12 protein-coding genes and 1 rRNA gene are annotated in these 13,778 nt (G+C 72.6%); 5 read left to right on the forward strand and 8 right to left on the reverse strand.

Translation table 11 applies throughout. From position 1 onward, the window contains the following. Positions 1 to 141: 141 nt before the first annotated feature. A 5S ribosomal RNA gene (rrf, locus tag ABT106_RS02265) occupies positions 142 to 258 on the forward strand. Between the two features lie 88 nt (positions 259 to 346). Here the strand turns inward: rrf and ABT106_RS02270 are convergent. The 6 genes from ABT106_RS02270 to ABT106_RS02295 form a co-directional block, all read right to left on the reverse strand. Beyond that, positions 347 to 1,987: a P-loop NTPase family protein gene (locus ABT106_RS02270; RefSeq protein WP_351271017.1), complete on the reverse strand. Its 1,641-nt coding sequence runs from the start codon at positions 1,985 to 1,987 to the stop codon at positions 347 to 349. A gap of 2 nt (positions 1,988 to 1,989) precedes the next feature. After that, positions 1,990 to 3,405: an ATP-binding protein gene (locus ABT106_RS02275; RefSeq protein ID WP_351271020.1), complete on the reverse strand. Its 1,416-nt coding sequence runs from the start codon at positions 3,403 to 3,405 to the stop codon at positions 1,990 to 1,992. 19 nt (positions 3,406 to 3,424) lie between these two features. Continuing rightward, on the reverse strand, positions 3,425 to 4,987 hold the full coding sequence (locus ABT106_RS02280; RefSeq protein ID WP_351271022.1) for an SCO6880 family protein: 1,563 nt from the start codon (positions 4,985 to 4,987) through the stop codon (positions 3,425 to 3,427). Beyond that, positions 4,984 to 6,288: a hypothetical protein gene (locus tag ABT106_RS02285; RefSeq protein WP_351271025.1), complete on the reverse strand. Its 1,305-nt coding sequence runs from the start codon at positions 6,286 to 6,288 to the stop codon at positions 4,984 to 4,986. Before ABT106_RS02285 ends, ABT106_RS02280 begins: the two co-directional genes overlap by 4 nt. Positions 6,289 to 6,298: 10 nt before the next feature. Next, on the reverse strand, positions 6,299 to 7,129 hold the full coding sequence (locus ABT106_RS02290) for a hypothetical protein (RefSeq protein ID WP_351271028.1): 831 nt from the start codon (positions 7,127 to 7,129) through the stop codon (positions 6,299 to 6,301). A gap of 97 nt (positions 7,130 to 7,226) precedes the next feature. Next, positions 7,227 to 7,535, reverse strand: coding sequence for a DUF8827 family protein (locus ABT106_RS02295; protein WP_031145169.1), 309 nt, complete (start codon positions 7,533 to 7,535; stop codon positions 7,227 to 7,229). Positions 7,536 to 7,939: 404 nt separating this feature from the next. On the opposite strand from ABT106_RS02295, the gene ABT106_RS02300 reads away from it, so the two are divergent. The 3 genes from ABT106_RS02300 to ABT106_RS02310 all read left to right on the forward strand — a co-directional run bounded on the left by ABT106_RS02300 (position 7,940) and on the right by ABT106_RS02310 (position 11,294). Further along, positions 7,940 to 8,542 (forward strand): hypothetical protein, encoded by a 603-nt coding sequence (locus ABT106_RS02300; protein ID WP_351271031.1) that lies wholly within the window; start codon positions 7,940 to 7,942, stop codon positions 8,540 to 8,542. 294 nt (positions 8,543 to 8,836) lie between these two features. Continuing rightward, positions 8,837 to 9,976: a GNAT family N-acetyltransferase gene (locus tag ABT106_RS02305; RefSeq protein ID WP_351271034.1), complete on the forward strand. Its 1,140-nt coding sequence runs from the start codon at positions 8,837 to 8,839 to the stop codon at positions 9,974 to 9,976. Between the two features lie 163 nt (positions 9,977 to 10,139). Next, complete coding sequence (locus ABT106_RS02310) at positions 10,140 to 11,294, forward strand: alpha/beta fold hydrolase (RefSeq protein ID WP_351271037.1); 1,155 nt, start codon at positions 10,140 to 10,142, stop codon at positions 11,292 to 11,294. Positions 11,295 to 11,487: 193 nt separating this feature from the next. Here the strand turns inward: ABT106_RS02310 and ABT106_RS02315 are convergent, their stop codons facing one another. Further along, complete coding sequence (locus ABT106_RS02315) at positions 11,488 to 12,363, reverse strand: pentapeptide repeat-containing protein (protein ID WP_502979165.1); 876 nt, start codon at positions 12,361 to 12,363, stop codon at positions 11,488 to 11,490. Positions 12,364 to 12,377: 14 nt separating this feature from the next. Then, the gene (locus ABT106_RS02320) at positions 12,378 to 12,731 is read right to left on the reverse strand and encodes a GNAT family N-acetyltransferase (protein ID WP_351271040.1); all 354 of its coding nucleotides are present in this window, start codon (positions 12,729 to 12,731) and stop codon (positions 12,378 to 12,380) included. A gap of 192 nt (positions 12,732 to 12,923) precedes the next feature. On the opposite strand from ABT106_RS02320, the gene ABT106_RS02325 reads away from it, so the two are divergent. After that, positions 12,924 to 13,733 carry a thioesterase family protein gene (locus tag ABT106_RS02325; protein ID WP_351271043.1) on the forward strand — a complete coding sequence of 270 codons (810 nt, stop codon included), beginning with the start codon at positions 12,924 to 12,926 and terminating at the stop codon, positions 13,731 to 13,733. Positions 13,734 to 13,778: the final 45 nt, after the last annotated feature.

Here is a 13,778-nt window from a genome sequence, read left to right on the forward strand (position 1 = left end):
CCAGATGTGGAAGCCCGGTAACGGGTGAAGCTGACTGGTACTAATAGGCCGAGGGCTTGTCCTCAGTTGCTCGCGTCCACTGTGTTAGTTCTGAAATAACGAACAGCTGTGTTGTCAGCCAGTGTTCAAATTTCATAGTGTTTCGGTGGTCATAGCGTTAGGGAAACGCCCGGTTACATTTCGAACCCGGAAGCTAAGCCTTTCAGCGCCGATGGTACTGCAGGGGGGACCCTGTGGGAGAGTAGGACGCCGCCGAACAATTATTGTGGGAAAGCCCCGCACCTTATGGTGCGGGGCTTTTCTGCGTTCCGGACCAGTTTCAACGCCCCGGCCGGGGGCCCGGGGCTTAGGGGAGGTCGGTGTGGGGCCAGCGGGAGCGGGCCTGTTCGCGGCTGCGGCAGAGGGCGAGCAGCGGGAGGGCGTCGTCCGTGAGCAGGTCCGGGAGCTGGGGGACGGGGGCCACGGCCGCCACGTCGTCCAGGATCAGGGTGAGTGGTGGGTCGAGCCGACCGCGGGATGACCGTGCGGCCATGCGGCGGCCGTGCTCGACCACGTGCGAGGCGAGTGCGGTGAGCAACGGCATCGCACCCGGGTGGGTACGGGGGTCTTCCAGCGGTTCGCCCACCACGTAGAGGCTGCCCCCTTCGCCGAGGAACGAAGCCAGAGTGAGGGAATCGGTTCGGTTCGCGGTGCATGCCTCGCGGATGTGGATCGAGGCCAGGCAGGAGAGGGCGCGGGCCGTGAGGTGCTGGGCCAGTTCGCGGCGTTCGGGGTGGGCGGTGAGCGCGCTTTCGAGTTCCCCGGCGGCGCCGGCCGCGGCGTGGGGGTGGGTGCGCAGGACGCGTACGGGCTCCTGGGCGTTGGTGCCCTGGGTCCAGCGGTGCAGGTGCTTGAAGGGTCGGTTGTCGAGGGCCGCCGCCTGGAGCCAGCTCCGCAGGAGCGTTTCGGCGGTGTCGGCGACCGCGGCGTCCAGGCGGGCCTGGGGGCGTACGGGGGCCAGCAGGGCGGTCGCGCGGGCGGCGGCGGTGTCGCGGTCGGCGCAGCCCTCGGCCGGGTTCCAGTGCAAGCGGGCCGGGGTGTCGCAGAGGTGGGAGGGGTCGTAGAGGAGGACCGGGCCGAGTTTGGCGCGGGCGTCCTTGGTCTCGGCCCACAGGGCGGGGGACGAGGTCACGACGAGGGCGGCGCCCTCGGCGGCGGCGATGGCCTGAGCGGCGAGGTGGTGGCGCTCCGCGGGGCCGGCGTAGGCCAGTCGCCGCGGCGGGGTGGTGAGGGGCGGCGGGGCGGCGGGGGCGTAGCCGAAGCCGTAGCGGTAGGCCTCGTCGGCCGGGGGGCCGGTGCGGTCCGGGACGCGGTCGGCGGCCGTGGGCCGTACCGGGCCGGCCGGGGCCGCGGCGAGCGGTGCGGCGGCGGAGACGGGCGCGTGGTGCGGGGCGGGGATGTGGGGTGGCCCGGGGATGTGCGGTGGGGCCGGCGGTGCTGGGGCCGGGGTGGGGAGGGCGGCCGTCGGGGCGGGGGCCGGCGGTACGGGTGCGTACGCGTGGGCCTTGGCCTCGGCGGCGGTTGCCGGGGTGGGCGTGGCCCGGGCGGCGTCGTGGGGTGCCGGTTCGCCGGCGGCCTGGCGGGCGAGGGCGCGGCGGGATTTGGTGCGGGCGATCACGCCGATGGCGAAGACCGCCAGGACGAACATGACCAGGAGCTGGCTGACGAACAGCCCCCAGAACAGGCCCCAGCCCGGAAGGGCTTCGGCGGTGGTGTCGGGCCAGGCGCCGGGGACGTCGTGCGGCTGCGCTATCAGGGCGCGGATGGCGTCCGGGGTGCGGGTGAAGGTGACGGTGTCCGGCCAGGCGCCCTTCGCGAAGAGGGCGGCCAGGCCGGTGGCCGTCCAGACGAGGACGGCCAGGCCGAGGAGGAAGCCGAGGAGGCCGAGGAGCAGGCCGTCGGGGACGCCGCCGCGGGCGGAGGCGTCCGTACGTCGTGCGTCGGGCATGGTCAGGCCACCGTGGTCGCGGCGCCCGGGCCGCCACGGCGGCGCTCGATGGACAGGGCCCGTTCCTCCGCCTCCAGTTCGGCGGCGAGCATGTCGTCGTGGAGGGGGGCGGGGGCGGAGGACTCGGTCATGGCGCGGTCGGTGTAGACGAGGGGGCGTTCGGCTTCGGTGATGAGGTGTTTGACCACCTGGACGTTGCCGTTGACGTCCCAGACCGCGATGCCGGGGGTGAGGGTGGGGATGATCTCGACGGCCCAGCGGGGCAGGCCGAGGACGAGGCCGGTGGCGCGGGCCTCATCGGCCTTCTGGGCGTAGATGGTTCGGGTGGAGGCCATCTTGAGGATGGCCGCGGCTTCGCGGGCGGCGGCGCCGTCGACGACGTCGGAGAGGTGGTGGACGACGGCGACGAAGGACAGGCCGAGGCGGCGGCCGAACTTCAGGAGGCGCTGGAACAGCTGAGCGACGAAGGGGCTGTTGATGATGTGCCACGCCTCTTCGACGAGGAAGATGCGCTTCTTGCGGTCGGGCCGGATCCAGGTGTGCTCGAGCCAGACGCCGACGATCGCCATCAGGATGGGCATGGCGATGGAGTTGCGGTCGATGTGGGACAGGTCGAAGACGATGAGGGGCGCGTCGAGGTCGATGCCGACGGTGGTGGGGCCGTCGAACATGCCGCGCAGGTCGCCGTCGACGAGGCGGTCGATGACGAGCGCGACGTCGAGGCCCCAGGCCCGGACGTCGTCTATGTCGACGTTCATCGCGAGAGCCGATTCGGGCTTCGGGTGGCGGAGCTGTTCGACGATGTCGGTGAGGACGGGCTGGCGGTCGCGGATGGTGTCGACGACGTAGGCGTGGGCGACCTTGAGGGCGAAGCCGGCGCGTTCGTCGAGGCCGTGGCCCATGGCGACTTCGATGATGGTGCGGAGCAGGGCGAGCTGCCCGGTCGTGGTGATGGCCGGGTCGAGCGGGTTGAGGCGGATACCGTCGTCGTTCGCGGCGATCGGATCCAGGCGGATGGGGGTTATTCCCAGCTGCTGGGCGATCAGGTTCCACTCGCCGAAGCCGTCCTCGCCCTGGGCGTCGAGGACGACGACCTGGCGGTCCTTGAAGCGGAGCTGGCGCAGGACGTACGTCTTCTCCAGGGCGGACTTGCCGTTGCCGGACTCGCCGAGGACCAGCCAGTGGGGGGCCGGGAGCTGCTGGCCGTACAGCTGGAAGGGGTCGTAGATGTAGCCCTTGCCGCTGTAGACCTCGCGGCCGATGATGACGCCGGAGTCGCCGAGGCCGGGGGCGGCGGTGGGCAGGTAGACGGCCTGCGCCTGCCCGGTGGAGGTGCGGACGGGCAGGCGCGTGGTTTCGACTTTGCCGAAGAGGAAGCTGGTGAAGGCGTCCGTCAGGGCGGACATGGGATCGCGCATGGGCGGCACTTCCTTCCGGCTAGCGTCGGATGCCGGTGGCGAACGGCAGGGTGTTGACGAAGGCGCGGTGGTGCTCGCGGTCGCACCACTCGAGCTTCAGGTAGGACTTGCCGGCTGAGGCGCGGATGGTGCGCTTGTCGCGGGCGAGGGCTTCCGGTGAACGCGAGGACACCGTGATGTACCCGACCAGGTTGACTCCCGCCGCACCGCTGGCGAGATCTTCACCCCTCTGGTCGAGCCGTCCGTGGGCGGCGATGTCGCGGGGGTCGACGGTGCGGTTCATCTTGGCGGCGCGGGAGGCGTCGGCCTCGTCGTTGGTCTTCTCGGTGAGCATCCGCTCGATGGCGATCTCGGTGGGCTCCAGGTCCATGGTGACGGCGACCGTACGGATCACGTCGGGGGTGTGGACGAGGAGGGGGGCGAGGAAGTTGACGCCGACGGGCGTCATCGGCCACTCCTTCACCCAGGCGGTGGCGTGGCACCAGGGGGCGCGGGTGGAGGACTCGCGGGTCTTGGCCTGCAGGTAGGTGGGTTCCACCGCGTCGAGTTCGGCCGGCCAGGCGTTGCGCTTGGTCATGGCCTGGATGTGGTCGATGGGGTGGTCCGGGTCGTACATGGAGTGCACGAGGGAGGAGAGGCGGCCCTGGCCCAGGGGCTGGCGTACGCGGATGTCGGCTTCGGCGAGGCGGGCGCAGATGTCGGTGAGCTCGCGGGCCATGACGATGGCGAGGCCGGCGTCGCGGTCGAGCCTGCGGCCCTTGTGGGGGGTGGAGGCGCGGGCGATGGTGTGGGCCTCGGCGGAGAGTTCGCGCGTGTAGTGCATGCAGGCGACGAGGTACGCGCGGTGCTGCTCGGAGGAGGTGGACACCATCGACTGGAGCTGCTCGTAGGAGTCGCGGAGCCAGCCGGGGGACTGGGTGTCGCCGCGCCGGGCGACGTCCTTGGCGTGGGCGTCGGGGTCGGCGGGGAGCGTACGGGCGAGCATCTGGAGGCGGGTGACGAAGCCGTCGCCGTTGGCGACGTGCTTGAGGAGGGTGCCGAAGCGGTCGACGAGGGCTTCCTGGTCCTCGCTGTCGCGCAGGCCGACGCCGGGGCCCTCGATCTCGATGGCGGCGGTGACGGTCCTGCGGTCGGCGTGGAGGAGGACGGCGATCTCGTCGGGGCCGAAGGGGGCGGCGAGCCAGTTGATGCGGCCGATGCCGGGGGGCGGTCCGACTTCGACCTCGCGGCCGTCGGCGCCGCGGAAGCCGGCTTCCATGGCGCCGGAGCGGTAGGTGGTACCGCGGCGCAGGATGCGCTTGTAGCTGCGGCCGATCTCGAACCAGCGGTAGAAGGTGCGGCCCTTGTACGGGACGTACACGGCGGCGAGCGCGATCATGGGGAAGCCGGCGAGGCTGACGATGCGCAGGGTGAGGTCGGGGACGAGCAGTCCGCTCATCATGCCGAGGAACGCCCCCGCGATGATCAGGGCGATCTCGCCGGTCTCGCGGTTCTTTCCGACGATCGCGTTCGGCCGGGCACGGCCGATGAGATACGTGCGGCGGGGTGCGACCGGGTGCATCTGGTGGGACTGGGTCGTCAACGCCCGTCACCTCCTGTGTTCCTCGTGCTCGAACTCGTGCTCGTGCGGGGCGGGGGTGCGGCGGAGGGGACAGATCCGCCGCCTGCTCCGCCGCCCGAGCCGCGGCTGCTGTGGGCGGCCACGCCTCCGGACATGGGGTTGGCGGGGCGGGGTGCGCTGTGGGAGCCGCCGCCTCCGCCGTCGCCGCCGCGGTGGGCGCCGCGGCTGCTGTGGGTCTTGATGCCTTGCGAGACGAGGGAGGCCGGGGAGCTGATGACGGCTGCGGCCTGGGCGCCGTCGGTGGCCTTGCTGCGGTTGGAGCGGGCGGAGGCGATCTCGTCGCCGAAGCCGGGGACGAAGCGGTAGATCATCGCGGAGGCGAAGATCGCCAGCAGGATGATGGCGAGGCCGGTGACGACGGCGGAGAAGGCGTTGGGGCCTTCCTCGCCGGCCAGGGCGCCGGCGAGGCCGAGGACGATCACGATGACCGGCTTCACGAGGATGACGGCGATCATGATGCCGGCCCAGCGGCGGACGTGGCCCCAGAGGTTGCGGTCGACGAGTCCCGCGTAGACGACGACGCCGAGGAGGGCGCCGACGTAGAGGAGGGCGGCGCGGATGAACAGCTCGAGGTAGAGCACTCCGGCGGCCAGGACGGTGACGAGGGCGACGACGATCAGCATGATCGGGCCGCCGCCGATGTCGTCGCCCTTCTTGAGGGCTTCGGTGAAGGAGCCGAAGAAGACGTCGGTCTGGCCGCCGGTGGCGGAGGCGATGACCTCGGTGACGCCGTCGGTGGCGGAGACGATCGTGTAGAGGACGAGGGGGGTGAAGGCGGAGGCGAGGACGGTGAGCCAGAGGAAGCCGATGGCTTCGGAGATGGCGGTGGTGAGGGGGACGCCGCGGATGGCGCGCTTGGCGACGGCGAAGAGCCACAGGACGAGGGTGAGGATGGTGGAGGCGGCGAAGACGACGGCGTACTGCTTGAGGAAGGTGTCGTTGGTGAAGTCGACTTCGGCGGTGCCCTTGACCGCTTCGCTGAGCTTGGTGACTATCCAGGCTGCGGCGTCGGCGCAGCCTTTGGCCAGGGAGGCCAGGGGGTTGAGGGCGTCGGCGGGATCGTTGGGGGCGAGGCCGGGGGAGGCGGCGCCGCCGGTGGAACCGCGTTCGCAGTAGTCCTTGGCCGGGCCTCGGATGAAGTCGCAGGGGTTATTGCTCGCCTCCGGCGTCGGGGCCGGCGTCGGGGTGGGAGCGGCGACCGCCCGGGTGGCGAGGAGCATGGTGGTGACCTGCACGGCTGCCACGATTGCTGTAAGGGACATCCCGCGACGGCTAGCGTGCATAGGTGAGCCCCCCGAACTGTGACACAGCGGCTGCCATCTCCTCCGCCGTGGCGGCGGCCTGGTCACGGCCCACCGGAGCGGGACCGTCCTTCTGCGTGAAGTCGGCGACCCGCCAGTCTCCGTCCAGCCACCTGAGCTCGAACGTGTTCGTATACCAGCTCTCCGAGACCGGGTTCTTCGAACCCTCGCCGGCGAGTCCGAAGAGAGCCGAGTACCAGACGGAGATGCTGGCGGACTCCCCGCCGAACTTCTCGACCTTCGTCCCCACGGGGTTCATTCGGGAGATGAAGGTCAGACCCTTGGGAGCCTTGCCGGCGGCATCGAGACCGATCCGGGCCAGGAAGTCCTGGTTGGCGTAGACCTTGTCGAGGTCGCTCTGGCGTGCGGCGACGACATCGGGCAGGTAGATCGCCTGCACGAACGCACGTCTGCGGACGCCGTCGAACATGGCCTCGGAGCCCAGGGCCACCGCGTAGTTGGCGGCTGCCGATTGGGCGCCCTGTTCGTCGTGGGCGAAGCCTCTGGGGATGCCGGAGGACTTGCCGGTGACCGGGGTGGTGCCGGTGGCCGCCGTGGAGTTGGCGGACGGGGACTTGTCCGAGGTCTCGGTCGTGGGGGTGTCCGGGGACTGGTTTGCGAAGGCGATTGCCGCGATCAGGAGGACCACCACGCCGACCACTGTGATCAGGCTGCGGGAGGTGCGCGGGGTGCGGCGGGTGGGGCCGTACGCGTCCGTCGGGGAGTCGGGGAGGCGGGTGCGGGTCTGGCCCGTGCCGCCGACCTCGCCGTAGCCGCCGCCGTACTGGTCGTCGTTGCTCATTCCGTGTCGGCCCCCTCCGCGTCGTACGACGGTAGCGCTGGTTCCCGCGTAGGTGCGGTGTGGTGAGTCCTCATCAGGTACGGCCGCGGCGGCCCGGCTATACGGCCATTCCGTAGACGATCGTGAAGAGGGTGCCGAGGGAGCCGATGATGAAGACGCCCGTGAGGCCGGCCACGATCAGGCCCTTGCCCTGTTCCGCGCTGAACGTGTCGCGGAGGGCGGTCGCGCCGATGCGCTGTTTGGCCGCGCCCCAGATGGCGATGCCGAGGCACAGGAGGATCGCGACGGCCATGACGACCTCGATCATGATCTTCGCCTCGTTGCCGAGACTGCCGAAAGGCCCCCAGTTCGGGGCGATTCCGCCGATGATGGTGGTGATGTCGCCTTTTTCGGCTGCCAGGATCATGCAACTCACCGCCCCTGTATGGGTAGTTCCGGTAGCCCGTGCCCGACGGCATGGGTCACGCACTATCTTCCCTGATGAAACCGGCGCCGTCGTCGACTTGGCGGCTCTCTTTACCCGATCTCCCGACCCGCGCACCGCCCGCGCGCTCTGACCTGGGCCGGGGTGATGTGTATGCGAAGGAATGTATGGTCACTCTGTGTATCACGGGGTGTGACGTCGGGCAATGATTGTCGTCTCGGCGTACGGGGGGCGGGGTGAGGGGCCGCCGTTCGGCGTAGTGGGCGTGCGTGTCGTTGGGCCGACTCGCTGATATATGTCCGACATTCCGTCAGTCATTCGATCCGCGTGCGGGATCGCGCGGGATGCTCCACGTCGATCGGTACGGCGACGGAAGGAGCGGACGGATGGGTTCTGCAATCAGGGCGGGTCGGCGTGCGTGGCTGGCCGGGGGTCTCGCGATGCCGCTGGCGCTCGCGCTCACGGGTGTCTCGGCCCAGGCCGTGGCGGCCGCGCCGGGGGTGGACGGGGTCTCGGGGTCCGCGGCCGTCGCCGCGTGCGCCAAGGGCGGTTCCGGGTACGACGGGGACCGCGCGGCCTGTACGGGGCCCAAGGGGCCCAAGGGAGACCGGGGTCCGTCGGGTCCCCGGGGGCCGAAGGGCGACCGGGGACCGGCCGGTCAGCCGGGCCAGTCCGGTCCGTGCGCGGACATCGACACGGTCGGGGTGCCGGGCTCGCAGTCGGGTGCCGAGTACAGCGGGGTGGTGAGCCGGGGGAAGGTGTACGTCGGGTACCGGTTCGCGGCGAACCGCGGGTACGTGTGGCGGGACCTGAGCCGCTCCGTGACGCCCGGGCAGCCGCGGGACGCCTGTGGCGTGTCCGTGAAGCTCGCGGGCGACCGGGTCTACGTGAAGGTGCTCACCTCCAGGGGTGACCTGTACGAGAACTCGTGTGCCACGGCGGGACTGGACTGCAGCCAGGGCTGGTCGGCGGTGATCCGCCCGGCCTGAGCTCCGCGGGCGCGGGTTCCGGGCGGGTGGAGTTCGCGCCGCTGCGGGGTGTGAGGGTGTCAGGGCGTGAGGGTGTCGTGATCGGGTGCTCGGGCCGGTCGCGGCGCCCTCGTGCGCGTGGTGCCGGTGGGTGTGGGCGCCTACGCGGAGTCATCGGGCGCGGCCCGCGGCGGGCCCGGGCGGTGGCGGTGGGCGTTCGGTGGGCTCCCTGCCGGTGGTCGGGGGGCGTGCGGGTGCGCGAGGGGCGCATGCACGTCTGGCGGGCGCCCGGGCGGGACCTTCACACTGGCGCGCATGGAGCAGGGATTCTCGTACGAGGAACAGCTCGTCGGCGGGGTGCGGCACTGCCGGATGCGGCGGGAGGGAGATCCCGAGCCGGTGTGCTCGCTCGAAGTCGTCTCCTTCCGGCTGCGGTTCGGGGCCGTCGCGGTGGCCGGCGAGGGGATCGGCGGGGTGGAGACGCGGCCCGAGCACCGTCGGCGGGGGCACATGCGGGAGCTGCTGGAGACGGCAGTCGCGGGGATGCGGGAGCGGGTGGCGGTCGGCTTCGTGTCGGAGGCGATCGAGGGGGCCTACGAACAGCGGGGCTTCGTGACGGCGCTCGGGGAAGGGGCGCTGGTGGTGCCCGTACGCGCCGTGGAGCGGGCGGGCGGTGCGGGTGGTACGGGTGGTGTTGGCGCTGTGGGTGGGGTGGGTGGGCGCGGGAGTGGTGTGGGTCGGGTGCGGCGGGGGACCGGGGCGGACCTGCCCGAGGTGGTGCGGATCTTCAACGCGGTGCACGCCGAACGGCCGTGGAGCCGGGTGCGGGAGGCCGGCTGGGACGGGCGGGTTCCGCAGGGGACGTGGAAGCCCGGGTCGGAGCTGCTGGTGCTGGAGGACGGGGACGGGGCGGTGGCCGGCTACGCGCTGCTGAAGGGGCGGGCCTTCGGGGACGGCGTGCGGAGTCTGGTGGTGCACGAGATGGGCGCGGTCGACGCGGCGGGGGCGCGGAGGCTGCTCGCCGAGCTGGCGGCGCGGTGCTGGGAGCTGCGGGTGGCGGAGTTCACCGTGCGGGAGCCCGCCGACAGCCTGGTCGGGCGGATCGTACGGGCGTGGGGGTGCGGATACCGGCAGCGGTACCCGGTGGGCGGCGGGATGATGGCGCGGATCCTGCGGCGGGAGGAGCTGGTCCGGGAGCTGGCGCCGGAGCTGGAGCGGCGGGCGCGGGGGTATCCGTACGGGCCGGAGGCGGTGGCGGAGCTGGCGGGCGGCGGGCTCGTGCCGGACGACGGGGTGCTCGTACGGATGCTGCTGGGGCACTGGTCGGTGGCGGACGCGGTGGTGCAGGGGCTGGTGGTGCCGGAGGGGTACGAGGGGCTGTACGGGCGGTGGTTTCCGGGGGGCGGGGCGCCGGGGCTGCCGTTGCCGCACGCGCATGTGCTGGACCGGTATTAGATCCCGCTGGGGTGGTGGGGGTGCCGCCGGGGTGGTCGGGGTGTCGGTGGAGCCGTGCGGGATTCCGCCGGGTCGTTTCGTTTCCCCTCGGGTGCTGCGAGGGGTGCCTGCTGTTCACCGTCTTGTCGGGGGCGTTGTCAGTGGGGTCCGGCACGCTGGGGACATGACGACTCCGTGGACCCTTGCCGATATCGAGGCGGCCATCCGGGCGGGATGGTCGGCCGAGACCTGCTCGCCCGACGACGTGGAGCGGGCCCCGTGGACGGCCGACAATCCGGCCTGGGGGCACTGTGACATCACGGCGCTGATCGTCCAGGACGTCGTCGGCGGCGAACTGGTGGTAGGCGAGGTCTGGCACGACGGGGAGCAGCAGGGGTTCCACTGCTGGAACGTGTTGCCCGGGGGGATACCGGTCGACCTGACCCGGGAGCAGTTCCGGCGCGGGCAGACGGTGACCGCGGGGCGGCCGATGGGGAAGCGGCCCGCGGGGCGGCTGCCGAGGCGCTGGGAGGAGTACCAGCTGCTGCGCCGGCGGGTCATCGACAAGCTGGGCCCGCTGCCGGGTGCGGTCGGGACGGCGGACGGCCGCCGGCTCGCCTACACCGACTTCGGCGGGGACGGCGCTCCGCTGCTCGCGCTGCACGGGCACTTCCAGGACGGGCGGACCTTCGGGCGGCTGGCCCGCGAGGTGGGCCCGGGGTGGCGGGTGATCACCCTCGACCAGCGGGGGCACGGGGAGTCGGACCGGGCCGGGGAGTACGGGAGGGAGGGGTACGTGGCGGATGCCGCGGCCGTCCTGGAGCACCTGGGGCTGGGGCCGGCGGTGGTGCTGGGGCATGCGCTGGGCGGGGTCACCGCGTACCAGCTCGCGGCGCGGCGGCCGGATCTGGTGCGGGCGGTGGTGGTCGAGGACATCGGGGCGGTGGTCGACGACGACCTGTCGTTCGTACGGGACTGGCCGAGGCGGGCCCGTACGCGGGCCGGTTTCCTGGCGGGGGTGGGGAGCGCGGCGGCGCACCTGGAGGGGTACCTGCGGGAGCACGCGGACGGGTGGGGGACCGGGTTCGAGGCCGAGGACGTGGTGGCTTCGCAGCGGGAGCTGAACGGGGACCACTGGGGGGACTGGCTGGCGGTGCGCAGGCCGACGCTGCTGGTGCGGGGGGATCGGAGCGGGGTGCTGTCGGCGGAGCACGCGCGGGAGATGACGGTGCGGCGGGCGGGGGTGCGGCTGGTGGAGCTGCCGGCCGGGCACGCGGTGCACGTGGGGGATCCGGAGGGGTTCGTCGCTGCCGTGCGGGGGTTTTTGGCGCGGGTGTGACGGTTCCGTCCCGGGGGGTGGGGGGCGTGGGGGCGTGCCGTTGCCGGGGCGGGGCGGGGCGTCGGGGTGTGCCTGGCCGGGCCGTGCCGGGCCGGGCTGGGGGTGGGGGCTGGTGGGTTGCGGGGCGCTGCCCCGGGCCCCGCGCCTCAATCGCGGCGGGGCTGAGGGGGGCTTGGGGTGGGCAGGGGCGGGGTTAGGTCCAGTGGGTGGGGTGGGTCAGGGGGGTGGGGATGCGGGTGGAGGGGTTGCCCTGGGCCGCGTTCAGTTGGGGCTGGGTGAGGAAGAGCGCGTCGCGGAGGTCGGCGCCGCGGAGGTTCGCGTCGCGGAGGTCGGCGCCGATCAGGTCGGCCGTGCGGAGGTCGGCCCGGCTGAGGTCGGCGGCGATCAGATAGGCGCCGCGGAGGTTTGCGCCGCGCAGGTCCGTGCCGGAGAGCCGGGCGCCCATCAGGTCGGCGCCGCGGTGGTTCTTCGTGCGGCCCGGCACTTTGGACCGTACGAGCTCGCTGGCCTCCAGGAGCAGCGTGCTGACCTTCTGGCGCAGGGTGCCCACGTCCAGGTCCGCGAGGGCGTCTGCGTCGGCGCGGGTCCACCGCTCGGTCTCGGCCAGGGCGCGGCGCAGTCCGGGGTGGACCGGGGCGGCGGCCGGGAGGGCCAGGGCCTCGGCGACGTAGGCGAGCAGCTCGTGGAGCTGCCGCATCACGGGGAACACCTCGTACATCTGACGGGCGGTGCCGGGGTGGCCGCGCCAGTCGCGGCCGCCGAAGGTGACCTGGGAGACCTGCTGGCCCGCGCCGAAGCAGTCGAAGACCGTGCAGCCTCGGTATCCCGAGTCGCGCAGCCGGGTGTGGATGCCGCAGCGGAAGTTCTGGCCGAGGTTCTTGCAGGGGGTGCCCGCGGGCTTGTTCGCGGCGAAGTCGCTGGACTTGGCGAAGGGGAGGGCGACGCAGCAGAGGGCGAAGCAGTTCGCGCAGTCGGCTCGCAGGAGAGGCAGGGCGGGGAGGTCCCGCGGGGTGGGCAGGTCCTGCTCGGCGGGGGTGTCGGGAGGGGGTTGCTTCGGCACGTCGTCCATTGTCACCTCTCCGGTCAGGTGAGCCGCATCTCGTGGGCGGACCAGCGGACGCCGTCCACCTCCACGACGTCCTCGTCCACCCGCACCGTGTGGAAGCCGAGCCGTTCGTGGACGCGCAGGGCCGCCGTGTTGTGGGACCACACGCCGAGGCCGAGCTCCGGCACGCCCAGCTCGCCAAAGGCCCGTTCGACGACCAGGGACGCCATCGCTGCGCCGAGTCCCCGGCCGCGGGCGCCGGGGTCGATCAGGACGCGGCCGAGGCGGGTGCCGGCCAGTGAGGCATGCCCGACGGGCTGCCCGTCGGGGGGGGGGGGGGGGGCAGGGCCATCCAGGTGTGGCGGCCGGGCTCGGCGGGGGTGGGCACCCACGAGCGGGGGCCGCCTCCGTGGATCGGGATCGGGATCCGGGCCTTCGCGGTGCCGGCCGCGCCCGACCGTCGGAGTCGGCCGCGCGGCCGGATGCTGAGGTGCCGGTGGGGCTGGGGGTGGGTTTGGGGTTCGCCCGCCGAGCCGGGGTGCGGGGGCTGGTGCCCGGAGTTACCTCTCGGTAGCGTGCGCGGCATGAGTGCTGGTCGCAGGAGTGCCGCCGAGGGGTTCTACGAGCGGGTCGACGCGGGCCGCTTCCTGGCCACGGAGTACACGCGCGGGCCGTGGGACCCGGCCGCGCAGCACGCCGGGCCGCCCGCCGCACTGCTGGGACGCGTCGTCGAGGAGCGGCCCGGTGCCCGGGAGGACATGCGGATCGCCCGGATCACGTACGAGATCCTGCGGCCGGTGCCGATCGGTGCGCTGGAGGTGACCACGAGCGTGCTGCGGGCGGGCCGGAGCACGGAGGTGGTGGAGGCGGCGCTCGTCCCGGAGGGCGCGGCACGGCCGGTGATGCTGGCGCGGGCGCTGCGGATCAGGGTGGCGCCGGAGTCGGTGCCGACGGTGGTTCCGGGGCCGGAGCTGCCGCCGCCGGGGGAGGCGGCGGTGACACCGTTCTTCCCCGTGCCGTGGGAGACGGGCTACCACTCGGCGATGGAGACCCGGTTCACCGAGGGCGCGTTCGTCGAACGGGGGCCGGGGACCTGCTGGATGCGGATGCGGGTGCCGCTCGTCGCGGGGGAGGACGTGAGGCCGCTGGACCGGGTGCTGGTCGCCGCGGACTCGGGCAACGGCATCAGCGCGGAGCTGGACTTCGCGCGGTACGTCTTCGTCAACGGGGACCTGACGGTCCACCTGCACCGGCATCCGGTGGGCGAGTGGGCGTGCGTGGAGGCCCGTACGAGCGTGGACGCGGCCGGGATCGGGCTCGCGGACGCGCGGCTGCACGACGAGAAGGGCCCGATCGGTCGGAGCGCGCAGAGCCTGTTCGTCGCGCCGAGGTAGCCCTCAACACCCTTGCCGCGTACGGGAGATCGTACGTATGGCAGG

Origin of the sequence: Streptomyces sp. NPDC002044, assembly GCF_040296725.1 — a bacterium.
Classification (GTDB): domain Bacteria; phylum Actinomycetota; class Actinomycetes; order Streptomycetales; family Streptomycetaceae; genus Streptomyces; species Streptomyces antarcticus.